The sequence below is a fragment of the Streptomyces sp. NPDC030165 genome (genome assembly GCF_055573595.1).
This window is the reverse complement of sequence record NZ_JBVIBD010000008.1, coordinates 23,377-47,148: the sequence shown is the minus strand read 5'-3', so window position 1 is coordinate 47,148 and position 23,772 is coordinate 23,377. Positions and strand designations below refer to the sequence as shown.

The following is a 23,772-nucleotide window of genomic DNA, read 5'->3' as shown; positions in this document are numbered from 1 at the left end:
CCCGCAATCATGACCCGCTCATCGTTGCACCCCGCCCCGGACGCCGGACGGGCAGGGCTCGGCGCGGGGTCCGCCCGTAGCGGCGGGGTTCAGTACGGAAGTCCGGAGAGGAAAGCGTGCAGGGCCTGGTCGAAGTGACCGGTGTTCTCCAGGTTCACCATGTGGCCGGCGCCCGGTATCCGTACCCGCTGGGCGCCCGGCACGGCGAGGGTGATGGCGTGCGCGTTGGCGGAGATGTCGGAACTGTCCAGGTCGCCGTCCAGTGCCAGGGTCGGTACGCGGATCTCCGCCAGCCGCTCGTACGCGCCGACCTCGATCGGCACACCGGCGCCCATACCGCCCGCGTGCACGACCACATTGGCGTCCGCCGACGCCCGCATCCGCTCGCGCAGTGCGGGGTCCACGGCATCGGGGCCGCGGTGCGGACCGTCCACCCACATGCGCAGGAAGTGCTCGATGTAGCGCTCCGCCCCGTCCTCCTCGTCGTCGGTGAGGGCGGCCACCTGCTCCTTGATGTGCTCCAGGATGAACGGGTCGGTGAAGGCCCGGCCGCTGACCCCGGGCGAGGCCAGTGCCAGCGCGAAGACGCGGTCCGGGTGGGTGAGTGCCATGTCCAGGGCGATGCGGGCGCCGTGCGAGAGGCCGACGAGGATGGCGCGCGCTATGCCGAGGTGGTCGAGGAGCGTACGCAGGTCCTCGTGGTTGGCGTAGTCGCCGTCGACGGTGGAGGACAGGCCGTGGCCGCGCGCGTCGTAACGGACCGTGTGCAGGCCGGACCGGGTGAGCCAGGCGAACTGCTCGTCCCACATGCGCTGGTCGAGCATCCCGCCGTGCAGCAGCACCACCGAAGGGTCGCCCTCCGTACCGGCGCCGGCCGCCTCGTAGAACAGCTCACCGTTCTCGACCGGGACCGTGTCGTTCTCGACCTCCGCCCCGGGCCAGGCGCCGGCTTCTTGGATCTCTTCGGTCGTCATGCTCCGTGCCGTCCTGTGTGGGGTGCGGGTTCGGGTACGGGGGTCGGGTGGGGCGCTGAGGGCGTCGGGGAGGACTGCGGGTCTGCCGGGTCGTTCCGGGCCGGCGCCCGGAACTCCGCGCCGAGGTGGTCCAGCACGCGCAGCGCGGTGGCCACGTCGGCGGCCGGCACCCCGGCCAGCGCGCGCCGCAGCCCGGCCGCCTCGGACCGCTGAAGCGCACCCATGACCTCGGAGCCGTGCGGTGTGAGCCGGATCAGGGGGGAGCGTCGGTGCGCGGGGTTGGGGGTGGCCTCCACCAGGCCCAGTTCCGTCGCGTGGTTCACCCAGCGCTGCACCGGCTGCCGGTCCAGTTCGAGGGCGCGGGCCAGCTCCGGCACGGTTCGCGGGCCCTGCGCGCGCAGGGCGTCCAGCAGCGCGTGCTGACCTGCTGTCAGGCCCGTACCGGTCAGTTGCCGTTCCATGGCGCGTACGACCGCCCGGTGCAGCGGCCACAGGCGGCGGATCACCTCGTACGCGAGGTGCTCGGCGGGGTCCGCGCCGTCCTCGGTGACACTCATGGTGTCATGATGACATCGACGGTGTCGTTACGGAAGTTGCGACACAGGACTGGTAGTTACGGTCTTCCGCCGCTTCCGCCGCTTCCGCCGCTTCCGCCGAAACCCCTGGGCTCACTTAATCCGTGAAATCCGGGGATAACGGTGATTCCGCTGTATGTACGGATGAGGGCGCGTCGAAGTTCCCGGCGGCGGCCCCAGCGTGCAGATCTACGCATAGACGCGGTGGCCGGGGTGGCTGTGGTGATTGCTGTGGCTGTGGTGACCAGCCACGGGCCTCACGCTTCCTCGTACGGCCCCGGCGCCGCCCCCGGGCCGAACCTGACGACCAGGTCGGCGCGCTCCCGCCCGGCCGCCACCAAGCGGGCGTTGGCCTCGTCCGAGGTGTGCACGAACCGCTCGGCGTGCGCGCGTGGTTTGCCGAAGCGTTCGTGCCGGTCGACCAGGCGCCGTACCCGTTCCGCGTCGTCCAGGTCGACGTACCAGATCTCGTCGAGGCAGGCCCTGGCCCGCTCCCACGACGGGTCGTCGAGCAGCAGGTAGTTGCCCTCGGTCACGACGAGCGGCACGTCGGGCGGCACGGGGATGCTGCCGGCCACCGGCTCCTCGATGCGGCGGTCGAAGGCCGGGGCGTAGACGACGGTGTCCGGCGCGGGGGTGCGCAGGCGGGCGAGCAGGGCCGCGTACCCGGCGGCGTCGAAGGTGTCCGGCGCGCCCTTGCGGTCCGTACGCCCCAGGCGGCGCAGCTCCGCCTCGGCGAGGTGGAAGCCGTCCATGGGGACGAGCGCCGCCGGCCCGGCCGGCCCGGACACCAGGTGGGTGGCCAGGGTGGACTTGCCCGAGCCGGGCGGCCCCGCGATACCGAGGAGCCGGCGGCGGGCCGGGGTGGCGGAGGCGGCGAGGCGCCGGGCGCGTGCGACGAGTTGCTGCAGTTCCATGATCGGGGTTCCTGCTCCTCCTACGGGCTCAGGCATGGTTCGGGTCCCCCGCCACCCCCAGCCGCCACAGCGAGGTCACCTCGGCGGCGCGGGCCGCGTGCAGGGGGTCGGTGGTGTCGCGGGCGCGGGGGTGGCGCGGCTGGATGTCCAGGCGGTCCAGGACCGTCAGGCCCGCCGCGTCGAACGCGGCGGTCAGCTCGGCGCGGGGACGCAGCCCGAGGTGTTCGGCGAGGTCGGACAGGATCAGCCAGCCCTCGCCGCCCGTTTCGAGATGAGCGGCCAAGCCGTTCAGGAAGCCGCGGAGCATGCGGCTGCCCGGGTCGTAGACCGCGTACTCGACGGGGGAGGTGGGCTTGGCCGGCACCCACGGCGGATTGCAGACGATCAGCGACGCGCGTCCGGCCGGGAACAGGTCGGCCTCCACGACCTCCACGCGGTCGGCCACGCCGAGCCGTTCGGTGTTCTCCCGCGCGCAGGCCAGCGCCCTCGGGTCCTGGTCGGTGGCGACGACGCGGGACATGCCGCGGCGGGCCAGCACCGAGGCCAGGACTCCGGTACCGGTGCCGATGTCGAACGCCGGTCCCGGGGCGGACGGGAGCGGCGCCCGGGCCACCAGGTCGACGTACTCGCCGCGCACCGGCGAGAAGACGCCGTAGTACGGGTGGACGCGGTCGCCGCCGAGCGCCGGTACGGCGACGCCGGTTCTGCGCCATTCGTACGCGCCGATCACCCCGAGCAGCTCGCGCAGTGAAACGATCAAGGGCAGGGCCGTCCCGGGCACCGCGCCCTCCGTCCCGGGCACCATGCCCTCCGCCCCGGCCGTCGCGTCGTCCGGGCCGTACGCCTGGAGGCACGCCTCCCGTACGTCGGGCGCGCGGCGCAGTGCGAGCCCGTATCCGGGGTCCAGGGACACCAGCACCATCCCCAGGATGCGGGCGCGCTGGCTCTGCGCGGCCCGGTGCAGGTGGAAGGCCTGGGCGGGGTCGGTCGGCGGCCGCTTGCGCGGGCGGCGGTCGATCCGGCGGGCCAGCGCCGTCAGCAGCTGGCGGGCGTTGTGGAAGTCGCCGCGCCACAGCAGCGCGGTGCCCTCGCAGGCGAGCTTGTAGGCGTCGTCGGCCTTCGTGCGGTCGTCCGCGACGGCCACCCGGCGGGGCGCCGGGGTGCCGCTCTCGGAACGCCAGCGCGCGGTGCGGGCGGCGCCGGCCTCGGTCCACGCGACGGACTGCGGGGCCTGGAGTGTGTTCATTGCGTCCCAGGTAAGGGGCTGAGAAGTGACGTTCGACTCTACTCCGTGCCAGGGAGGGACCTCCGTCCCCTGTCGTCCGGGCGGTTCGGGAGAGGAGTATGGAAATAGTTGGGCATAGCACACGCTGTTGGTCGTATGGAGGCGTACATGGACACCCTGCCGGTCATTGTCGCGGTGGACGGATCTCCCGACAGCGAACGGGCCCTGCGCTGGGCGATCGAGGCGGCCCGGCTGCGCTCCGCGCCGCTCCAGGTCGTGCACGTCTGGCCGTACGTCACCTCGGAGGGCCGCGCGGCGGCCGAGTCCGGCATCGGCGACCCCGTCCTGGACGAGCTGCGCAAGACGCAGGACGGGCAGGCCGACACGGCCGGTCTGCCGGGCATCGAATTCCGCAGCCTCAGCGGCCTCACCGACACACTGCTGCCCGCCCTCGGGGCCGAGGCGCAGCTGCTCGTGCTCGGCTCGCGCGGACGCGGCGGCTTCGCCAGCCTGCTGCTCGGCTCGAATGGCATGGCGTGCGCGGCGCACTCCGAAGGGCCGGTGGTGGTCGTGCCGCGCCCGGACCGGGCCGGCGCCGAACCCGGCCCGGACGGCGAGCTGGTCCGCCCCGTCCCCCCGCAGGTCACGCTGGGCGTCGACGCCTCCTCGGACGAGCCGGGCGCGATCGGCTTCGCCTTCGCCGAGGCGAGCCGCCGCGGCGCGCGCCTGAAGGTGGTCTCCGGCTACGCCTGGCCGATGCTGACACCACCGTCCTTCGAATACGTGGCGGCCTATGAAGGCACCCAACAGGAGTACGAGAGCGCGCTGGCCGAGCAGGTGGCGCGGACGCTCGCGCCGCACCGTGAGCGGCATCCCGAGGTGACGGTGACGACCGAGCTGCGGGACGCGGACGCGGCCGGGCAGCTCGTCGAGGCGTCCCGGGCCAGCGACCTGGTCGTGGTCGCCCGGCACCGCAGGCGGCTGCCGGTCGGCCGCCGGCTCGGCTCGGTCGCCCACGCCGTACTGCTGCACGCGGTGTGCCCGGTCGCGGTCGTGCCGGAGGAGTCCGGGCGGAACAGGGAAGGGAAGTAGCCCCGGCGCCCGGGACCCCCGGCCCGCAGCCTTCCGCACCACCCGACCGAGCCACCCGGCGCCTCTCCTCAGCCGATGCCGAACGCCTCCGCATAGCGCACCGTGCCGCGCGGTGGTGTGCCGCCGTCCAGGGACAGCGCCAGGAACGCCTCGTCCGGCCACTCCTGGGGCGGCAGGATGCCGAAGCGGGAGGCGGGCTCGAAGCCGAACCTGGGGTAGTACGGCGGGTGGCCCAGCACCACGGCCGTCCGCTCGCCGGCCGCCCGTGCCGCGTCCAGCAGGGCCCGGATGACGGCGCTGCCCGCGCCCTGCTCGTGGTGCTCGGGCAGTACGGCGCACGGCGCGAGCGCGACGGCCGGTTCGCCGGATATGTGACAGCGGGTGAGCAGTGCGTACCCGACGACGGACGCGGCGCCGGCCGGCTGGGCGGCGGGCCCGGCCACGTACGAAAGGCCCGGCAGCCAGGCCACCGGGTCAAGCCGCAGCGCGTCGACGAGGTCGGCCTCGCCGGCGGTCTCGAAGGCGGCGAGGTTGACCCGGCGGACGGCCGGAACGTCCTCGGGGGTCTCGGGGCGGCACTGCCAGGTGTTCATGCCCTCATCGTCGCACCGGGGTCTGACAATCCGCCCGGAGTTTTCCACAGCCCCATGACCGCCCCGCTACCGCCTCCCGTCCCGCTGCTGCCTCCCGGCGACGGGCAGGGGGCGGTGGCAGTGGGCCGGTGGGTCAGGGTGGTGTCAGTCCGAAGTCGCCGCCGGGAACGCCGCGGCCCGGCGCTCCGGCCTGCGCATCAGGAAGACCGCCGCGGACCCGGCCGCGAACAGCGCGAACACCGACATCGCGGTGCTGATCCACGACGCGCCCAGCCACTGGCCGCCCACATAGCCCAGGCTCACCCCGTACGCGGCCCAGGCCAGCCCGGCCAGCGCGGACCACGGCAGGAACTCCCGGACCGTACGGTGCGCGACTCCCGCGCCCAGGCTGACCACCGAGCGCCCGGCCGGTGCGAAGCGGGCCAGTACGACGATGCCGCCGCCACCCCGCGTCAGCGCGGCGCCGAGCCGTTCCTGCGCCGCGGTCAGGCGGCGGGAGCGGGCGATGGCGCGGTCGAAGCGGTCGCCGCCGCGCCAGGCGAGCCGGTAGGCGACCATGTCGCCGAGCACCGAGGCGGTCGCGGCGCACAGCACCAGGGCCAGCATCTCGGCGATGTCGGCGTCGCCGCGTACGGAGGTGGTGACGCCCACCGCGCCGGCCGCGGTGCGGGTGCCGGCGGCCGTGGTGGCCGCGGTGATCACCAGTACACCGCTGGGCAGGATCGGCACGAAGACGTCGAGGAGTACGGAGAGGCCGACGATCGCGTAGACCCAAGGGGTGTCGCTCAACGACCCCAGGCTTTCCAACAACGTCCTTCTCCTGATCCGAACCCCTGCCGCGACGTCGCATCGGCGGCTGGGGCGGCTGTACCGCCATACAGCGTACGCCTGGCGTGCCCGCAGTGACGTTCCGGGGCGCGCGGTGTTGTCGGCTTCACACCCCCTGAGGAAGGGCTCTCGGCGCCACTGTCACCCGTCTGCTCCGGCCGTGGCGCAAAAGAGCACGGCTTTGGGCATGTTATGTGCCGTTATAAGTGCCTTGTGAAGCGCGCAAACAGGGTGCTCCGGAGCGGAACGGCACACGAATGGAGACAGGGATGCAGACGATGAGGGAGCCGTCGACGGCGTCGGAAGGCGCGGCGGAGAGCGCATCGGAGAGCGCGTCGGAAGGCGTGTCGGGCAGCGTGGCGGAACGCGCCGCTGACGGGGGCGGGGCCGCCGGCAGGGGAACGGCCGTGCACGGGGGGCGGGCCGGGGGCGGCGCGGCGCGGACGCGGACGGCGGCCAGGGCGGCGGGCGCCTCCGTGGCGGTCCTCGCCACGGCGGGCGCGCTCCTGCTCGCACCGGCGGCCGTGGCGGCGGACGGCGACAAGGTCACGAAGACCCGCGTCGACCAGGAGTACGCCGTCACCATCGCGGCGCAGTTCACCCGGCCGGACGGCGCGATGCTCAGCAGGGCGGTGACGTACGACCCCAAGCTGGTCCCCGTGAACTCCCGCGTCACGGTCAGCGAGCGCGCAGACAGCAAGCGGACCCGGGTCGGCCTGCGGGTGGCCGGCCTGGTGGCGAACCGCGCCTACGGGGCGCACGTTCACACCGGCGTGTGCGGTGCCCGTCCGGACAGCTCGGGGCCGCACTACCAGCACCGCAAGGACCCGCGCTCGCCGTCCGTCGACCCGGCGTACGCAAACCCGAAGAACGAGGTCTGGCTGGACTTCACGACCGACGGGCGCGGCGAGGGGAGCGCCGAGTCCCGCAACGCGTGGCGCTTCCGCTCCGGCGAGGCGCGGTCCGTGGCGATCCATGAGCGGCGTACCGCGACGGGGGCCGGGGTGGCGGGGACCGCCGGCCGGGTGGTGGCGTGCTACTCCGTGCCGTTCAACAACTCGAAGGAAGCCGCGAAGGCCGTCGCGGGCGTCCTGTCGAAGATCTTCTGACCGTGGCCGGGGCTCTTCCGGCCGCGGCCCGGTCGTACGGACTCGGCGCGGCCGGGTGACCCCACCGTCGTACGGACGAGCGGCGGCCCCCGGCACGCACCGGGAGCCGCCGCTCATCGCCGGTCGGCGGCCGGGAGGGCCGCCGGGCCGCCGGCAGCCGGAAAGGCCGCCGGGCTGCCGTCAGGCCGCGCTCGGCTCGCGCCGGGCGCCCGCCGGGGCTTCTTCGGCCGGCTGCCGCGAGCGGAAGAACAGGTGGTCCAGCGACCAGGTGCCGGGGCCGGTGAAGACGAGCAGCAGGAACGACCAGCAGAACAGCACGGACAGCTCGCCGCCGTTCTGCAGCGGCCACAGGGACTGGCCCGCGTGCGCGGAGAAGTACGCGTACGCCATGGAGCCGGAGCTGATCAGCGCCGCGGCGCGGGTGCCGAGGCCCAGCATCACCAGGAGGCCGCCGACGAACTGGATGACGGCCGCGTACCAGCCGGGCCAGGTGCCCGCGGGCACGGTCAGGCCCTTGCCCATCGCGCCGCCGAGGATGCCGAACAGCGAGGATGCGCCATGGCAGGCGAAGAGCAGGCCGGTGACGATGCGGAAGAGTGAGAGGACCTGCGGCTTGATTCGTTCGGTGAACTCGGTCACCGGGGACGGAGCGGACATGTAGGAACTCCTGCGGTTTCGGGGACGGGAACCGACAAGGGGAAAGGTTAGGGAGACCTAATCGGTACTTGCAAGTTCAACATCTGGCCATATCCGGCCGGTGGCCGAAATTGGTCATGGCGCGAAGTGCTGCCCGAGGGGCGGCAACAGTGACTGCACCGGCCACCGAACTCACCCCGGGTTGCCCTGGAATATGCCCGTCCGCCTGGGCGGAGCGCCTCGGCGGCAGCAGAAGGCCGGCCGCACGCAAAGCCCGGCGACAGGACGAGTGGAAGAGCGGGTGAAGAGCCCGGCGCGAGCGGACGGGCCCTGGGCGGTCCGGAAGGCGCGCCCTGGCGCAACGCCGCCCTCGCGCCCTAGCGCGAGGCCGCCCCCGCCCCCGCGCCCGGCTCCTGTCCTCCCGCCAGCTGCTCGTCCCACGCGCAGACCAGCCGCGCGTCACCGCCTTGTTCGCGCTGTGCCTGGTCCAGCCGCAGCCGCGCTGCGCGCCCGTTCAGCGCCAGGGTCATCAGCTGGTTGCCGAACCACGGGCCTCCCGTGCGGCGCCAGCCGATCGACGGGCGTTCCAGCCGGGCGTGCCGGGTCAGCGCGTGGCCCAGCCGGCGGCCGAGCCGGCTCCATCCGAAGCGGAACCCGGCCCGCATGGTGGCGGGGATGCTGTTGTGCACGGGCGAGCAGGTCAGCTGGAGCACGCGCCCGGCGGGCGCGGAGCCGTCGTGCCAGTGCGGCTCGGCCACGTACGCGTGGTGCACATCGCCGGACAGCACGCACACCGTCGCCGGTGCCGCCTCGCCCGAACCGGCCTCGGTGAGCAGGTCGGTGAGCGCGGCGAAGGACTCCGGGAACGCCGCCCAGTGCTCCAGGTCGGCCCGCTGCCGCAGCCACTCGCTCCGGCGCGCCCAGCGCGCGCCGCGCGCCCCGGCGCACAGTGCGGCGTTCCAGCCCTCCGCGTCGTGGATCAGGTTCGGCAGGAGCCAGGGCAGTGAGCTGCCGATCAGCAGGTGGTCGTACGCGCCGTGGTCGGCCAGCACGTGTTCGCGCAGCCACTCGGCCTCGGCCGGGTCGAGCATCGCCCGCCGTCCCTCGTCCAGGACGCGGGTGGCGCGGGTGTCGACCATGACCAGCCGTACGCGGCCGAAGTCGCGGCGGTAGCTCCAGCGCGCGCAGCCCGGGTCGGCGTCGGCTGCCGCGGCGAACTCCCGCACCAGGTCCGTGCCGTCCGGCAGCGCGCGCACCCGGGCGTACAGCTCGTCCTTCTCCAGGTCGGCGGGGGAGAGGTTGCCCAGGTGCTGGTACACCCAGTAGGACATCAGGCCGCCCAGCACCCGTTCCCGCCACCAGGAGGTCGCGCGCATCCGGGCCTGCCAGGCGGCGGAGGTGTTCCAGTCGTCTATGACGTCGTGATCGTCGAAGATCATGCAGCTGGGGACGGTGGACAGCAGCCAGCGCACCTCCGGGTCGAGCCAGGACTCGGCGTAGAGGCGGGTGTACTCCTCGTAGTCCGCGACCTGCCTCCAGGGCGGCTCGGAGGTGTCGCGCCGGGCGTCGAGCAGCCGGGCGGTCGCGTCCGAGGTCTGGTCGGCGTACACCTGGTCGCCCAGCAGGAGCAGGACGTCCGGGCGCGGGCGCGCGGGGTCGGCGGCGAGCGCGGCGGCGAGGGTGTCCAGGGCGTCCGGGCCGACCGGGTCGTGCGCGTCGGTGGGCGGCGCGGCCCAGCGGCAGGAGCCGAACGCGACCCGCAGGTGCTGGTCCGCCGGGGCGTCACCCGGAGCCGCCGGTGTGTGGATCGTGCTCTCCGGGAAGCGGCTGTCGGGCAGCGGCCAGACCTGCTCGCCGTCCAGCAGGACCCGGTACGGGGTCTCGCTCGCCGGCGCAAGCCCGGTGACGGGCACCAGCGCGTAGTGGTGCCCGGCCACCTGCCACGTGCGCTCGGCACCGCCGGCGCCGTTCTCGCAGCGGACGTGCACCTCGCACGGCCGGTCGGTCTCGACCCACACCGTCGCGCTGATCTCGTCCACGTACCGCAGCAGCGGTCCCAGGAGCAGCCCGGCCATCGGCGATCCTCCCCTCGTACGGGCCGGTGCCCGTACGTGTGTGCTCAGAGGATAAGAGCCGATCGCGGGGCCACGGGACAGCTCCGCCCTCCTTCACGAAGAAAGACGGAGCCATCCGGTCGTACGGTTGCGTCAGCCGGTCACAAGCCGATCAGGTACGTGCCGGACGCGTCCGCAGTAACCATTCCGCAGGGGCCACTCGGGGGCAGCCCTCAGCAGCGGTCCAGGATCTTCTTCAGTGCCGCCTTCTCGGCCGAGTCGGCCGTCAGCCCGTATACGTGCTTCACCGAGACCCACATCCGCGCGTACGTGCAGTGGTACGAGGTCTTCGGCGGCAGCCACTTGGCCGGGTCCTTGTCGCCCTTCTCCTGGTTCACGTTGTCGGTGACGGCGATCAGCTGCGCGTGGGTGAGGTCGTTGGCCAGCTGCCCGCGGCGCTCGGTCGTCCACTTCGAGGCGCCGGACTTCCACGCCTCCGACAGCGGTACGACGTGGTCGATGTCCACGTCGGACGCCTTGGTCCACACGCCGTCGTCGTAGGCCGACTTCCAGGTGCCGCTGGTCGAGGCGCACTTGCTGTCGGTCTGCACGTTCTCGCCGTCCCGCTTGAGCACGACCTCGCGCGTGTTGCAGTTCTTTCCCTGGTCGGACCAGTGCGGGAACTTGTCGCGGCTGTAACCGTCCTGCGAGCCCTGGGGGGCTTCCTTGAGCTGGGCGAGGTACGTACGGGCCGTTGCGGCGTCCGGCGGAGTGGGCGGCGCCGCCTGGGCGGGCTGGGTGCCGAGCACCAGCGTGCAGACGAGGGCGGCGGCGGACCCGGCGGCGACCGATACGCGACGCGCGTAGACCTTGGGCATCGTAACTCCCTTTGTGTGGGGGGAAGTCGAGGTGCGGGACGGGGCCCATGGTGGCGCCGTGGGGTTACCACCGGGCGGGCTCCAGGTAACAGAGTGACGACATGCCCACGTCAGTTCAAGGGGTTGACGTGACGTCACCCGCCCCCGGCGGGCCGGAAAGTGGCTCGCGCGGGCGCGTGCGCCCGTCCGTGACGCCACCCCGCGCGCCCTACAGTGAGCGCGTGCTGCTGCCGGTCAACGCCACCCTCGGGGTCGTTCTCGCCGTCCTGCTGACCGCCGCCGTGGCCGTCGCCGCGCTCGCGCGCCTCGGCCACGCGCGCGCCGTCGCCCTCGCCGGACTGCGCGCCGCCCTCCAGCTCGCCGCCGTCTCGTACCTCATCGGCTGGGTCGTACGGGCGGTGCCCTGGCTGCTCTGCTTCCTCGTACTGATGTTCACGGTCGCCGTACGGACCGCGGGCCGCCGCCTCACCCCGAACCGCACCTGGTGGTGGGCGGCCGCGCCGCTCGCCGCCGGGGTCGTGCCGGTCGTCGGCGCCCTGCTGCTCACCGGCCTGGTCCCGCCGCGCGGCGTCACCCTCATCCCCGTCGCCGGCATCCTCATCGGCGGCGCCCTCACCGCCACCGTCCTCGGCGGACGGCGGGCCCTGGACGAGCTGGAGACCCGGCACGGGGAGGTGGAGGCCGGGCTGGCGCTGGGCCTGCTGGACCGGGAGGCCCGGATGGAGGTCGCCCGTCCGGCCGCGTCCGACGCGCTGCTGCCGGGCCTGGACCAGACCCGCACCGTGGGACTCGTCACGCTCCCCGGAGCCTTCGTCGGCATGCTGCTGGGCGGCGCGTCACCCGTTCAGGCGGGCGCGGTGCAGCTGTTCGTCCTGGTCGCGCTGCTCGCCGTACAGGCGGCGGCCGTGGCGGTGGTGCTGGAGCTGGTGGCCCGCGGGCGGCTGCACCGCGTACCCTTGGCCGCAGCAGAAGGGGAGTAGCTCTTCGCCGGACCGTCGACATACTGCCCGCCCGTCGGCCGCCACCGCCCAGGTGACAGGCCGCCCGCGGTGGGCCGGCGCCCGGAGCGCGACAGGTGGCATGTGTCCCTGCCGCGCCAGCGAGACCTTCGGCCGCAGTGTTTGCGCAGACGCACGTGTGCGCAAGAGACGCTGCCGTGCCGAAGCGACCCCTTTTCCGGGCCCCTCGGTGCGGCCCGACCGATCGAGGTAAGACACCCCGTGTTCAGTTTCACCGTCGCCGCCGTCGTCTTCGGCGTCGTCTTCCTGGCCGAGCTGCCGGACAAGACCGCCCTGGCCGGGCTGATGCTCGGCACCCGCTACCGCGCCTCGTACGTGTTCGCCGGCGTCGCCGCGGCCTTCGCCGTGCACGTCGCGCTCGCCATCGCCGCGGGCAGCGTGCTGTCCCTGCTCCCGCACCGCCTCGTCCAGGCGGTCGTCGGCGTGCTCTTCCTCGCGGGCGCGGCGGTCCTGCTCTTCAAGAAGGACGAGGACGAGGAGGAGGTCAAGAAGCCCGCCGACCAGAGCTTCTGGAAGGTCTCCGGGGCGGGCTTCATGATGATCCTGGTCGCCGAGTTCGGCGACCTGACCCAGATCATGACCGCGAACCTCGCCGCGCGCTACGACGACCCGGTCTCGGTGGGTGTCGGCGCGGTGCTGGCCCTGTGGGCGGTGGCCGGGCTGGGCATCCTCGGCGGTCGCACGCTGATGAAGTACGTACCGCTCAAGCTGATCACGAAGGTGGCGGCGGCGGTGATGGTGCTGCTCGCGGGGTTCAGCCTGTACGAGGCGATCGTGGGGTGAGTACGGGACGGTACGGGGGGTGGGGTCACCGACCGTGGCCCCGCCCCCGTACCGCCTCTCGTGCCGGGTCAGGCGTCGATGCGCAGGCCCTGGTCAGGCGTCGATGTGCAGCGCGATCGACCCGTCCGCGAGCGCCTCGACCCGGACCTGCTCCAGGTCGCGTACGAGGACGTCCGGGCCGAAGGCCCCGGCCCGCTCGCCGACGCCGACCACGCGCATCCCCGCCGCGCGCCCGGCCGCGATGCCCGCCTCGGAGTCCTCGAAGACCACGCAGTCCTCGGGCGCGTACCCCAGCTCGGCCGCGCCCTTGAGGAAGCCCTCGGGGTCCGGCTTGCTGGCGCTGACCGACTCGGCGGTGATCCGTACGGCCGGCATCGGCAGCCCGGCCGCGCCCATGCGGGCGTCGGAGAGGGCGATGTCGGCGGAGGTCACCAGCGCGTGCGGGAGGCAGGCGACGGCCGCCATGAAGGCGGGCGCGCCCGGGACCGGTACGACGCCCTCGACGTCGGCGGTCTCCTGCTCCAGCATCCGCCGGTTGTCCTCGTGGTTGAGCTCCATCGGACGGTCGGGGAGCAGTGCGGCCATCGTGGCCCAGCCCTGCCGCCCGTGCACCACCTTGAGGACCTCGTCCGCGTCGAGCCCCTGCTCGGCGGCCCAGCGGCGCCAGCAGCGCTCGACCACGGCCTCGGAGTTCACGATCGTGCTGTCCATGTCCAGCAGCAGGGCGCGGGCTATGAGCGGGGTGGTTGCCGGCATCGGCGGGCTCCTGGGCGCTGAGGAAAGAGTCAAGCGGCTCCGCCCGCCGGTCAGGGAGTGCGGGCGGAACCACTTTGTTCCTACACGATACAAAGAGCCTCCGCGAGAGGCCAACCGCCCCCTGGTGCGACGGGCCACACGCGTGCTTCCGCGCCCGGCGGACCGCACCGCGCGCCCCGGCTCACGGCTCGACCGTACGGGCCTCCAGCGACCGGCGGGTCTGCACTCCGTAGACACCGGCCGGATCCTGCGACAGCCCGTGGAAACGCTGGTACGAGGCGACGGCCTCCCGTACGGCACCGCCGTACCGGCCGTCCTCCGGGCCCGGGTACACGGCCACCTGCTCCAGCCGCCGCTGCAACTCCAGCACCTCCGGCCCGCCGGCCCCCTCCCGCAGCACGAGCGGCCCGTCCGGCGGGCTGCTCGGCGCACGGCTCTCCGGAGCGCTGGTGATGCTGCCGGACGCCGTGGCCGTACGCGCGGCCGACGACGGACTGGCGGACGGGGCCGGGGGACGGGAGGGGCCGGCGGACGGCTGGGCCCTGGTCACCCGCTGAGGCGCCGGTGTGGGGGCGGCGGACGGCGGCGCGGCGTGGCGGCCGGGACCGCCGCCTCCGGAACCGCCGTCGCTGCCCGGCGTGCGGGCGGCGCTGGGCATGTGCCGGTGGTCGTCCGGCAGGGCGCGGTCCTGGTCCGTGTCGGACAGCAGCGCGCCGCTGAGCAGCACCGCGCCGGCGGCCAGGGACGCCGCGACGACCGCCATGGCGGCCAGGGCCGCCTGCTTCTTACGGTGGCGGGGGGCGTCGGCGCCCCTCCCGGCGTCGTTTTCAGAAGCGGAACCGGAACCGGAGTCAGCCCTGCGACCGGAACCGGCTCCGGAACCACCCCCGTGGCCGGAGCCACCCCCGCAGCCTGAGTTTCCCCGCGTCCCCGCCCGGCCCCCGCCCGACGGCACCGTACGGAAGCCGAACCTGGGCGCGGGCCGCGGTTCGGGCCGCATCACGTCCGCCGTCGCGCCTCCCGTCCTCCCCGCCGTCGCGCCTTCCGCACCCCCCGCCGTCGTGCCCGCCGCCCCGGTGGTGTCCGCCCCGTCCGGCAGTCGCACGTACGGGCGTACCCGCAGGGGGTCGAAGTCCTCGGCGCCGGCGGCCTCGCACAGGCACCGCGGCCGGCCGCCGTCCCGTGCGGGTGCCGAGCAGTGCGGGCAGGTTCGGTCCGTCACGAGCGTTCCCCCTCCTGAAGCCCTCGATCGGTCAGCGAATTATCCCGGTCTGGTCCCTTCCTGCACAGGGAGCATCCGCAAGCCGGCGGGCCCCACGGCTCTCAGCAGGCCGTATCCCACCGAAACGATCAGGATGGAAGAAGTCCGACCCCCGCCCGCACGAAGAGAGACGCTCATGGCGCAGGACACCGGCGCTCCGGCCGTGCCCGGCGAGGGCCAGTCCCGGCGGACGGTCCTCGTCGCGATCGGCGCGCTGCTGCTCGGTCTGCTCATCGCGGCACTCGACCAGACCATCGTCGCCACCGCGCTGCCCACCATCGTCAGCGACCTCGGCGGCCTGGACCACCTGTCCTGGGTGGTCACCGCGTATCTGCTGGCCTCGACCGCCGCGACCCCGCTGTGGGGCAAGCTCGGTGACCAGTACGGGCGCAAGCGGCTGTTCCAGACCGCCATCGTGATCTTCCTGGTCGGCTCCGCGCTGTGCGGCATCGCGCAGGACATGCCGCAGCTGATCGCGTTCCGGGCGGTCCAAGGCCTGGGCGGCGGCGGCCTGATCGTGCTGTCCATGGCGATCGTCGGTGACATCGTGCCGCCCCGGGACCGCGGCCGCTACCAGGGCCTGTTCGGCGCGGTCTTCGGCGCGACGAGCGTGCTCGGGCCGCTGCTCGGCGGCCTGTTCGTGGACCACCTGAGCTGGCGCTGGGTCTTCTACATCAACCTGCCCATCGGGATCGTCGCGCTGGCCGTCATCGCCGCGGTGCTGCACATCCCGGTCCGCCGCACCCCGCACCGCATCGACTACCTCGGCACCGCCCTGATCGCCGCGGTCGCCGCCTGCTTCGTGCTGATGACCTCGCTCGGCGGCGTCAGTTACGGCTGGGGCTCCTGGCAGATCATCGGCCTCGGTGTGCTCGGCCTGGTCCTGCTGGCGGTGTTCGTCGCCGTCGAGCGCCGGGCCGCCGAACCGGTCCTGCCGCTCCGCCTGTTCCGCCTGCGCTCCTTCACCCTCACCGCGGTCATCGGCTTCGTCATCGGCTTCGCGATGTTCGGCTCGATGACCTATCTGCCGACCTTCCTCCAGGTGGTGCAGGGCGTGTCGCCGACCATGTCCGGGGTGCACATGCTGCCGATGGTCATCGGCATGCTGCTGTCCTCGACCGGGTCCGGGCAGCTCGTCAGCCGTACCGGGCACTACAAGGTCTTCCCGATCGCCGGTACGGCCGTCACGGCCGCCGGCCTGCTGCTCCTGCACCAGCTCGGCCCGGCCGGCAGTACCACCGCGATGAGCCTGTACTTCTTCGTCTTCGGCTTCGGGCTGGGCCTGGTCATGCAGGTCCTGGTGCTGATCGTGCAGAACGCCGTCGGCTACGAGGACCTCGGCGTCGCCACCTCCGGCGCCACCTTCTTCCGCTCGATCGGCTCCTCCTTCGGGGTCTCCATCTTCGGCACCATCTTCGCCAACAAGCTGGGGCCCCGGATCGCCGACGCCCTCGCGGGCGAGCAGCTGCCGCCCGGCGTCGACCCGTCCCGTATCGCGGAGGACCCGAGAACGGTGGGACAGCTGCCCGCCGACGCCGCGTCCGGCGTGCTCGACGCCTACTCGACGTCCATCACCGACGTCTTCCTCTACGCGGTCCCGGTCGTGCTGATCGCCTTCGTCCTCGCCTGGTTCCTGCGCGAGGAGCCGCTGCGCCGCGGTGTCACCGCGCCCGACACCTCCGAGGTGCTCTCCTCCAACCCCGTACACCGCTCCTCGTACGACGAGGTCTGCCGCGCACTGTCCAAGCTGGGCAGCCTGGAGGGCCGCAAGGCGGTCTACGAGCGGATCACCGAGAAGGCCGGGCTGGACCTGAAGCCCGCGGCGAGCTGGATGCTGCTGCGCATCAACCGCTACGGATCGGTCGAGCCCACGCTGCTCTCCGAACGCAGCATCGTGCCGTTCCGGGTGATCGCCGAGGCCGCCCGGCAGATCGAGGAGCGCGGCCTGGCCGTACGCGAAGGGCTGCCGCTGGTCCTCACCGACAAGGGCCGCGCGATTGCCGAACGGCTGGCCGCCGCGCGCCGCGCGTCGCTGGCCGAACTGCTCGGCGACTGGTGGACCGAGGACCGGCCGACCGACCTCACGGAGCTGGTCGACCAGCTGAGCGCGGAACTGTGCGGCTCGGACGCGGAGAGTCCGCGCGACGGCGACGCCCGAAGACGGCGGCCGCCGTCGGCGCCGCGCTGAGCACGGCGCTACCCGCCCGCCACCGCCTTCTGGAAGAACAGGTCCGAGTACGGGTCCTCCTTGTACGCGGGGACCTCCGCGTACCCGTGGGCGCGGTACATCGCGACGGCCTCCACCAGATCGCTCCGGGTGTCCAGCCGGACGCGTCCGGCGCCCAGTTCCGCCGCGCGTTGTTCGAGGGCGCGCATCAGGACGCCCGCCGCACCCTGCCCCCGCCACGCGCTGCGGATGAACACCCGCTTCAGCTCTGCCGTACGTCCGCCGTCGAGGAGCAGCAGCCCGCCGCACCCGACGGCCTCCCCGCCCTCGCGGACGACGAGCAATTCCCCGCCGGGCGACATGAGTTGACCCACCGGGTACTCCGCCACCCCCTCGTCGATCTCCTCCGGCGTGATCGGCGGCCACCCGTGCACCACGTGGTAGCGCGCCGCGACCTCGGTGTAGTACTCACGGAACAGGGCCGTGGCGACGGGCGAGTCGTCGGGCTCGGCCGCGAGCTGCCAACTCCCGGACGGCCTCGCGTCTCCCGGCAGCGTCCCGGCCCCCGGCAGGCTGCTCGTCCCGGACAGGTGCCTGATGGCGGCGTCGGTCATGGCGGCATTGTGCCGGTACGGGCCGGACCGCCGCCCCCGAATATCGCGCGAGGCACCGCCGGGACGCCCCAAGAGGCCGCCACCAGGCGGGGTTTGACGCCCGATGGCGCGGCTACCCGCCCCATATGTCCATCACCTTGATCATCGTCCCCATCGTGGCGCTCCTGGTGATCGCCGCTCTCGTCCTCATGGCCCGCGCCAAGGTCGCCCGCAGCGGCAGCAGAGGCCTACGACGGCGCTTCGGCCCCGAGTACGAACGCGCCGTCGCCGTGCACGACGGCGACACCACGGCCGCCGAACGCGAGCTGAACCAGCGGCTGGACCGGCACGGCGCGTTCCGCCCGCAGCCGCTCACCGCCGAACTGCGCCTGCAGTACGAGGAGCGGTGGGAGGCCGTACAGCGGCAGTTCGTCGACGAGCCCGAACAGGCCGTCGTCGAGGCCGACCTGCTGATCGGCCGGCTCGCCCGCGAGCGCGGCTACCCGGCGGACACCTACGACGAGCAGACCGACGCGCTCTCCGTCCACCACGCGCAGGCCGTCCACGACTACCGCAAGGCCCACGAGACGGCCGTACGCGCGCGTGACAACCGCCCCGAGAACGCCGCCGGCACCGAGGAACTGCGCGCCGCCGTCGTCCACGCACGCGCCCTGTTCACCGAACTGCTCGACGCCGGACCGGGCCGTTCCACCACCTCACACGGCTCCCGTGACCACAACCCCCGCGACCACGGCCGCGGCGGCACGGACCACGGCCGCACCGACCCCGCCGCCCGCGACGCTCACCACCCGACGGGCGGCCACGGCCCCCGGCACGACAAGCCCACCGCCCGGCGGTTCGGCGACCGGCTGCGTTCCCGGTGGACGCACGGCCGCGGCCACGGGCACGACACCGCGGAAGGCGGTGCGCGATGAGTACGTACGACGAGCGCGGGACCGGTCCCGTCGAGACGCCCGGCGAGCGCGCGGCGAGCGAAGGCATGCAGCCCCCGGAGCGCGGAGCCGCGGCGTACGAGGGCGACCGCAGCGCACAGCAGCCGACCGCACCGCCGCCCACCACCACGTCAGGCGCCACCGAACCCGGTGTGTACGCAGGCCTGCCCGGCACCGAAACCGACTACCCGGCGGGCACGCCCGGCGCGGCCTCCCCCTCGACGACCGAAGCATCCGGCCATGACCGGGCGGGGACCCCCGAACCCCTGCTCCCCTCCGACGCCAGGGAGAAGCTGCGGCAGCGGCTCGACCACGCCGTCAACGGCTTCGTCGACCGCCCCCGCGAGGCCGTGCAGGAAGCCGACGGCATCTACGAAGAGCTGGCCGCCCTCCTCCCGGAGGCCCTGGCCGCCCGCCGCCGCGCCCTGCACGCGACCTGGGAGCAGGGCGGCGCGGACACCGAACAGCTCCGCGTCGCCCTGCGCCACTACCGGGAAACCGCCCAGCGCCTCCTCGACTTCTGAGCCGTCCCGCCCCCCGACCGCTCAGCCCTGTGCCTTCGGCCCAGCCTGCTGCACCACCTCGAACGACCACAGCGTCGACCCGGAAGCGGCGGGCTTGGGCCGCTCGCCGCCCTCCGTGCCACCGCCCAGGTGCGCGGCCTTCATCGGGCCCTCCATCCAGGCCTGGAACGACTCCTCGTCCCGCCAGCGGGTGTAGACGAGGTACTGGTCGGTGCCCTCGACCGGGCGCAGCAGTTCGAACCACTCGAAGCCGTCCGAGGACTCCACGGAACCGGCCCGCGCTCCGAAGCGCTTCTCCAGGATGTCCCGCTGTTCGGCGGGAACGGTCAGCACATTGATCTTCACGATGCTCATACCGAACATCGTGCCCCATACCGTCCGGCGGGCGTAGTCCAGGGCCGTCCGCCGGACGGTATGGGGTTCAGCCGTGCAGCTTCAGGCCCTTGATCACCTTGTCGACCTGCTTGCGGGGGCCGTGCAGGGCCACGCCGACCAGGTCGAGGTCGTCGGCGGTGACGGCGCGTACCACCGCGCGGTTGTCGTCGTCGTTGCCGGTGGTGAACATGTCCGCCGTGTACAGCGCGGTGGGCAGTTCCCGGGAGAGGGCGCGGGCGCGCGTACGGGCCAGGCCGGCGGAGTCGGCGGCGAAGCACAGGACGGGTTCGCGGAGCAGCGCCAGGTAGTCGTTGCCCGAACCGTCCTCGTAGCGCTTGCCCATGATGTCGTCGCAGGCGTGTGCGATGCCGCTCGCCAGGAAGGCCGTCACGTTCAGCTTCTGCCAGGTGGCGAGGTCTTCGCGGACCACGATGGCGATCTTCGTGGGGAAGCGTTCGGCGGTCTCGTCCGGCGTCTCGGCAGGCGTTTCGGCGTTCAGGTCGGTACTCATGGGGTGAGTCTCGTCCGGAAGCGGAAGGCCGTCTTGAACGCTGGTGCGCCCCGGAGGCTCAGCTCGGCCGGTTGCGTCACTCCGGTTGTCGGTGGGCGGGGTTAGCGTCGGAACATGTCGAACTCAGAAGCGGGACAGGGACCGTCGGAGGTGCCGCGGGCGGCGCGGCGGGTGAGCAGGCCGGCGCGGCCGACGGGCTGGAAACGGCTTGCGTTGCGCGCTCCGATCCACCTCTACCGGCTCGGTCTCGGTGGTCTCTTCGGCAAGCGGCTGCTGCTTCTGGAGCACCTCGGCCGTACGTCGGGCAAGACCCGGCGGGTCGTCCTGGAGGTGGTGTCGTACGACCGGCAGGCCCGTACGTGGACGCTGGCTTCGGGCTTCGGGCCGGGCGCGCAGTGGTACCGCAATCTTCAGGCGCAGCCCCGGGCCACCATCCAGGTCGGGCGCAGGAGGTGTGCCGTCATCGCGCACTTCCTCCCCGCCGAGGAGGGCGGCCGGATCATGGCGCGGTACGCGCCGAAGCATCCGAAGGCGGCCCGGCAGTTGACGGCGTACATGGGGTTCGAGGTCGACGGCACGGTGGAGGGCTACCGGCAGGCGGGGGAGAACATACCGTTCGTACGGCTCGTGGAGCAGTGACCCGAGAGGGTTCAACGGGGTGGCGGCGTTGCGGTAACGGCCGTGTCCGCTGTTGAGGTTGCAGCCGTGGGGGCGCCGGAGTGTGGCCGGGGCCGGACGGCGGTTTCCCGCCAGCATGACCACCGGGGGCGCGCGAGGGCGCGGCCCGGTGACGAAAGGCAACCTCTTGTACCCCATGCGGAAGTTCACCCGCGCCGTGGTGGTGTCGGTCTCCGTGGCCGGCGCCGTCCTGGCCGCCGTTCCCGCCGCGTCGGCCTGCCCCGCGCACGACCACCGTGCGGCGCGCGGTGAAAGCTGCCGTGTCGCGTTCACCAGCTTCTTCCCCTCGCCGTCCGGGGCGACCTCGGGGGAGGGGGTCTACGCGCACGGCCAGAAGGACCCGTCGGGGCGTACGTGTGACAACGGCGGGTGGGAGCGCCCGTACCGCCCGAGTGACACCTGAGGTACCGGGCGCGCGGCGCGGACGCCGTCTTCCGGGGGACCGGAAACGCCGGTGCGCGAGGACAGGGAAGTCCTCGCGCACCGGCGCCGTGGGGTTCATGCGGCCGGGGCTCACACCACCGGCCGGGTCGGTCAGGCGGGCGACTCCGCGGCCACCTGCCGCTTGTTGCCCGCGACCGGCTTCGACGCCGCGGCCTTGCGCAGCGCGCGCGCCTCCGACTCGGTCTCGACGGCCGGCGGCGACCCCGGCAGCGGCTTGCGCGCGCTCTCCGACATCAGCAGCACCGCGATCCCGCCGACCACGGCGGCGGCCATCATGTAGAACGCGGGCATCATGTTGTTGCCCGTGGCGCCGATCAGCGCGGTCACCACCAGCGGAGTCGTACCGCCGAAGACGGAGACCGAGATGTTGAAGCCGATGGACAGCGAGCCGTAGCGCACCTTCGTCGGGAACAGCGCGGGCAGCGTGGACGGCATGGTGGACGTGAAGCACACCAGCAGCAGGCCGAGGACGGCCATGCCCAGGGCGATGCCGGCCAGCGACCCCTGCCGGATCAGCAGCAGTGACGGTACGGACAGCACCAGGAAGCCGACGCAGCCGGTCGCGATGACCGGGCGGCGCCCGAAGCGGTCGGTGAGCCGGCCCGCGAAGGGCTGCACGCACATCATCACGACCATGACCGCCAGCACGACCAGCAGTCCGTGCGTCTCGTCGTACTTCAGCTCCGAGGTCAGGTAGCTGGGCATGTACGACAGCAGCATGTAGTCGGTGACGTTGAAGACCAGGACCAGGCCGACACAGAGCAGCATCGCCCGCCACTGGCCGAAGATCATCTCGCGCAGGCCGATCTTCTTCTCGGCCTCCCGGCGCTCCTTCTCCTTGGTCCGCGCCTCCTTCTCCAGCTGCGCGAACGCCGGGGTCTCCTCCAGCCGCATCCGCAGGTAGAGGCCGATGATGCCCATCGGGCCCGCGATCAGGAACGGGATGCGCCAGCCCCAGGAGAGCAGCGCGTCGTGGTTGTCGCGCAGGATCCAGGTCAGCAGCGTGACCAGGCCGGCGCCGCCGACGTAACCGGCGAGCGTGCCGAACTCCAGCCAGCTGCCCATGAAGCCGCGCTTCTTGTCGGGTGCGTACTCGGCGATGAAGGTCGAGGCGCCGCCGTACTCGCCGCCGGTGGAGAAGCCCTGCACCAGCCGGGCGATCAGCAGGAGGATCGGGGCCCAGACGCCTATGGAGGCGTACGAGGGGATCAGGCCGATCGCGAAGGTGCCGGCCGCCATCATGATCATGGTGATGGCGAGGATCTTCTGCCGTCCGATACGGTCACCGAGCGGCCCGAAGACCATGCCGCCGATGGGGCGGACGAGGAAGGCCGCGGCGAAGGTGCCGAACGTCGACAGCAACTGCGCGGTCGGGTTGCCGGACGGGAAGAAGACCTGTCCCAGCGTGACCGCGATGTAGCTGTAGACGCCGAAGTCGAACCATTCCATCGCGTTGCCGACCGCGGCTGCCGAGACGGCGCGCTTGACCATGGACGGGTCGACGACGGTGACGTCGTTGCCCTGCCCGCGCTTCTCCGGTTTCTCCGGCTCGGCCGGATCGGGGGCCGGACCACCGGTACGGGTCCGCGGTGCCACGGGTGACTGCGTCGGCACGTGCTCGCTCGCCTGCGCTCTCTGGGACGACTGCATGGAACACCCGCCGGGGGCGGGCCTGGCCCGCCATGGCGTGACGGGCAAAGGTCGACCATAGGGGCAGAGCGGCTCATCACGGACAGTGCACAGCCGACCGCGCAACAGCGTGCATCCCTGCTCCCGGCAGGGGAAACGGCGTCCCGAGGGGCTTTATCCGGCCTTTATAAGTGTGATCCATCTCGCTGCGATCGCCGCAACCGAAATGCCCCGTCTTGCGCCACATGCGCAACGCACGGACCTGACCCTGCCCACTCCGCGGAGATGTATGCGGACCGGCCGGAAGAATTTTTCCGAGGTCTGTCTCGGCTTTGCCCATGGTCCGTTTCGGCCCGCTTCGGGGGCGCCTGCGAGCATCTCCGGGCCGCCCCCGACGGCTTCCCGTGTGCCCCGCGAACCTTTCCCCAACCCTCTTCCATCACGTTCCCGTGCGGTCCGCCTGACCGGTTTCCCGGTTCCGGTCGGCGCACCGGGGCGCGAGGGTGCCTCGCATGTCTATCGCTACCGCAGTGCTGACCGCGTCACTGGCGATGGCGCCGGCCGCCGCGCCATCCATGGGAGTGCAGTGCACCAGCGTGACCGTCCGCGCCCACTTCGCCGCGTCGCCGACAGGTGAGGCCGTCACCTATGAACCGGCCCTGGTGCCCGAGGGCAGCCGGGTCACGGTCGTGGAGAAGCGGTACGGATCCGGCAAGGACGCCCGTACGGCCGTCGGCCTGCGGCTGTCCGGCCTGGTCCCGGACCGTACGTACGGTGCCCACGTCCACACCAAGCCGTGCGGGCCGAAGCCGAACGACTCCGGACCGCACTACCAGAACGTGCCCGACCCCGTGCAGCCCTCCACCGACCCCGCCTACGCCAACCCGCGCAACGAGGTGTGGCTCGACCTGAAGACGGACGCGGACGGCGACGGCGCCTCGGCCGCCAGGGTCAACTGGCACGTCCGCCATGGTCAGGCCCGCTCCGTGGTCGTCCACGAGCACAGGACACACACCGAACCGGGCCACGCGGGGACCGCGGGTGCCCGCCTGGCCTGCGTCAACGTTCCGCTGGCCTGACACCTCGGAGCCCCTGGCCTGACGCCTGGGAGCCCCCTGGCCCGGCGCCCGGACGCGAGCGGCGCGGCAGTCTCACTGCCGCGCCGCGGGATCGTCGCGCCCGTCAAGCATCAGCCATC

The 23,772-nt window shown here is 72.9% G+C and carries 25 protein-coding genes; 10 read left to right on the top strand and 15 right to left on the bottom strand.

The features are described 5' to 3' along the window. Positions 1–89: 89 nt before the first annotated feature. The 4 genes from ACZ4Z1_RS16905 to ACZ4Z1_RS16890 form a co-directional block, all read right to left on the bottom strand. The gene (locus ACZ4Z1_RS16905) at positions 90–974 is read right to left on the bottom strand and encodes an alpha/beta fold hydrolase (RefSeq protein ID WP_468487370.1); all 885 of its coding nucleotides are present in this window, start codon (positions 972–974) and stop codon (positions 90–92) included. Then, positions 971–1,531: a MarR family winged helix-turn-helix transcriptional regulator gene (locus tag ACZ4Z1_RS16900; RefSeq protein WP_468487369.1), complete on the bottom strand. Its 561-nt coding sequence runs from the start codon at positions 1,529–1,531 to the stop codon at positions 971–973. The genes ACZ4Z1_RS16905 and ACZ4Z1_RS16900 overlap by 4 nt, the downstream gene beginning before the upstream one ends. A gap of 275 nt (positions 1,532–1,806) precedes the next feature. Further along, positions 1,807–2,466 (bottom strand): nucleoside/nucleotide kinase family protein, encoded by a 660-nt coding sequence (locus tag ACZ4Z1_RS16895; RefSeq protein WP_468487368.1) that lies wholly within the window; start codon positions 2,464–2,466, stop codon positions 1,807–1,809. A gap of 28 nt (positions 2,467–2,494) precedes the next feature. Beyond that, on the bottom strand, positions 2,495–3,712 hold the full coding sequence (locus ACZ4Z1_RS16890) for a methyltransferase (protein ID WP_468487367.1): 1,218 nt from the start codon (positions 3,710–3,712) through the stop codon (positions 2,495–2,497). A gap of 147 nt (positions 3,713–3,859) precedes the next feature. Between ACZ4Z1_RS16890 and ACZ4Z1_RS16885 the strand changes: the two genes are divergently transcribed. Further along, positions 3,860–4,783, top strand: coding sequence for a universal stress protein (locus tag ACZ4Z1_RS16885; protein WP_468487366.1), 924 nt, complete (start codon positions 3,860–3,862; stop codon positions 4,781–4,783). Positions 4,784–4,851: 68 nt separating this feature from the next. On the opposite strand, the gene ACZ4Z1_RS16880 is transcribed toward ACZ4Z1_RS16885, so the two are convergent. After that, positions 4,852–5,376: a GNAT family N-acetyltransferase gene (locus ACZ4Z1_RS16880; protein WP_468487365.1), complete on the bottom strand. Its 525-nt coding sequence runs from the start codon at positions 5,374–5,376 to the stop codon at positions 4,852–4,854. Positions 5,377–5,520: 144 nt separating this feature from the next. Further along, positions 5,521–6,165, bottom strand: a complete 645-nt coding sequence (locus ACZ4Z1_RS16875; RefSeq protein ID WP_468487364.1) for a DedA family protein — start codon at positions 6,163–6,165, stop codon at positions 5,521–5,523. 308 nt (positions 6,166–6,473) lie between these two features. On the opposite strand from ACZ4Z1_RS16875, the gene ACZ4Z1_RS16870 reads away from it, so the two are divergent. Then, positions 6,474–7,313, top strand: coding sequence for a superoxide dismutase family protein (locus tag ACZ4Z1_RS16870; protein WP_468487363.1), 840 nt, complete (start codon positions 6,474–6,476; stop codon positions 7,311–7,313). Between the two features lie 180 nt (positions 7,314–7,493). On the opposite strand, the gene ACZ4Z1_RS16865 is transcribed toward ACZ4Z1_RS16870, so the two are convergent. The 3 genes from ACZ4Z1_RS16865 to ACZ4Z1_RS16855 form a co-directional block, all read right to left on the bottom strand. Further along, a complete protein-coding gene (locus tag ACZ4Z1_RS16865) occupies positions 7,494–7,970 on the bottom strand; it encodes a DoxX family protein (RefSeq protein WP_468487362.1) in 477 nt (158 codons plus the stop codon). A 356-nt stretch (positions 7,971–8,326) separates the two neighbouring features. Beyond that, positions 8,327–10,024 carry an alkaline phosphatase D family protein gene (locus tag ACZ4Z1_RS16860; RefSeq protein WP_468487361.1) on the bottom strand — a complete coding sequence of 566 codons (1,698 nt, stop codon included), beginning with the start codon at positions 10,022–10,024 and terminating at the stop codon, positions 8,327–8,329. Between the two features lie 212 nt (positions 10,025–10,236). Next, entirely contained in the window at positions 10,237–10,881 is a 645-nt protein-coding gene (locus tag ACZ4Z1_RS16855) for an HNH endonuclease family protein (RefSeq protein WP_468487360.1), read from the bottom strand. Positions 10,882–11,102: 221 nt separating this feature from the next. Here ACZ4Z1_RS16855 and ACZ4Z1_RS16850 point away from each other — a divergent pair, with 221 nt between their 5' ends. Together ACZ4Z1_RS16850 and ACZ4Z1_RS16845 are read left to right on the top strand one after the other, a co-directional pair. Then, the gene (locus tag ACZ4Z1_RS16850) at positions 11,103–11,861 is read left to right on the top strand and encodes an ABC transporter permease (RefSeq protein ID WP_468487359.1); all 759 of its coding nucleotides are present in this window, start codon (positions 11,103–11,105) and stop codon (positions 11,859–11,861) included. Between the two features lie 240 nt (positions 11,862–12,101). Continuing rightward, positions 12,102–12,683 (top strand): TMEM165/GDT1 family protein, encoded by a 582-nt coding sequence (locus ACZ4Z1_RS16845; RefSeq protein ID WP_125047363.1) that lies wholly within the window; start codon positions 12,102–12,104, stop codon positions 12,681–12,683. Positions 12,684–12,776: 93 nt separating this feature from the next. Here the strand turns inward: ACZ4Z1_RS16845 and ACZ4Z1_RS16840 are convergent, their stop codons facing one another. Beyond that, positions 12,777–13,439 (bottom strand): HAD-IA family hydrolase, encoded by a 663-nt coding sequence (locus ACZ4Z1_RS16840; protein WP_468487358.1) that lies wholly within the window; start codon positions 13,437–13,439, stop codon positions 12,777–12,779. Positions 13,440–13,620: 181 nt separating this feature from the next. Beyond that, the gene (locus ACZ4Z1_RS16835) at positions 13,621–14,202 is read right to left on the bottom strand and encodes a peptidoglycan-binding domain-containing protein (protein ID WP_468487357.1); all 582 of its coding nucleotides are present in this window, start codon (positions 14,200–14,202) and stop codon (positions 13,621–13,623) included. Between the two features lie 634 nt (positions 14,203–14,836). On the opposite strand from ACZ4Z1_RS16835, the gene ACZ4Z1_RS16830 reads away from it, so the two are divergent. Beyond that, entirely contained in the window at positions 14,837–16,888 is a 2,052-nt protein-coding gene (locus ACZ4Z1_RS16830) for an MDR family MFS transporter (RefSeq protein WP_468487356.1), read from the top strand. Positions 16,889–16,896: 8 nt separating this feature from the next. Here ACZ4Z1_RS16830 and ACZ4Z1_RS16825 read toward each other — a convergent pair whose 3' ends face one another. Further along, on the bottom strand, positions 16,897–17,481 hold the full coding sequence (locus ACZ4Z1_RS16825) for a GNAT family N-acetyltransferase (protein ID WP_468487355.1): 585 nt from the start codon (positions 17,479–17,481) through the stop codon (positions 16,897–16,899). A 125-nt stretch (positions 17,482–17,606) separates the two neighbouring features. On the opposite strand from ACZ4Z1_RS16825, the gene ACZ4Z1_RS16820 reads away from it, so the two are divergent. Then, positions 17,607–18,395 (top strand): hypothetical protein, encoded by a 789-nt coding sequence (locus tag ACZ4Z1_RS16820; RefSeq protein ID WP_468487354.1) that lies wholly within the window; start codon positions 17,607–17,609, stop codon positions 18,393–18,395. Further along, positions 18,392–18,937, top strand: a complete 546-nt coding sequence (locus ACZ4Z1_RS16815; RefSeq protein ID WP_468487353.1) for a hypothetical protein — start codon at positions 18,392–18,394, stop codon at positions 18,935–18,937. Before ACZ4Z1_RS16820 ends, ACZ4Z1_RS16815 begins: the two co-directional genes overlap by 4 nt. A 21-nt stretch (positions 18,938–18,958) precedes the next feature. On the opposite strand, the gene ACZ4Z1_RS16810 is transcribed toward ACZ4Z1_RS16815, so the two are convergent. Next, positions 18,959–19,291, bottom strand: a complete 333-nt coding sequence (locus tag ACZ4Z1_RS16810; protein WP_468487352.1) for an antibiotic biosynthesis monooxygenase family protein — start codon at positions 19,289–19,291, stop codon at positions 18,959–18,961. 67 nt (positions 19,292–19,358) lie between these two features. Then, entirely contained in the window at positions 19,359–19,823 is a 465-nt protein-coding gene (locus ACZ4Z1_RS16805) for a DUF2000 family protein (protein ID WP_468487351.1), read from the bottom strand. Between the two features lie 114 nt (positions 19,824–19,937). On the opposite strand from ACZ4Z1_RS16805, the gene ACZ4Z1_RS16800 reads away from it, so the two are divergent. Next, positions 19,938–20,462: a nitroreductase family deazaflavin-dependent oxidoreductase gene (locus ACZ4Z1_RS16800; protein WP_468487350.1), complete on the top strand. Its 525-nt coding sequence runs from the start codon at positions 19,938–19,940 to the stop codon at positions 20,460–20,462. Between the two features lie 175 nt (positions 20,463–20,637). Continuing rightward, the gene (locus ACZ4Z1_RS16795; protein ID WP_468487349.1) at positions 20,638–20,904 is read left to right on the top strand and encodes a hypothetical protein; all 267 of its coding nucleotides are present in this window, start codon (positions 20,638–20,640) and stop codon (positions 20,902–20,904) included. Between the two features lie 131 nt (positions 20,905–21,035). Here ACZ4Z1_RS16795 and proP read toward each other — a convergent pair whose 3' ends face one another. Continuing rightward, positions 21,036–22,595, bottom strand: coding sequence for a glycine betaine/L-proline transporter ProP (gene proP, locus ACZ4Z1_RS16790; RefSeq protein WP_468487348.1), 1,560 nt, complete (start codon positions 22,593–22,595; stop codon positions 21,036–21,038). 491 nt (positions 22,596–23,086) lie between these two features. On the opposite strand from proP, the gene ACZ4Z1_RS16785 reads away from it, so the two are divergent. Then, a complete protein-coding gene (locus ACZ4Z1_RS16785; RefSeq protein ID WP_468487347.1) occupies positions 23,087–23,653 on the top strand; it encodes a superoxide dismutase family protein in 567 nt (188 codons plus the stop codon). Positions 23,654–23,772 lie beyond the last annotated feature (119 nt).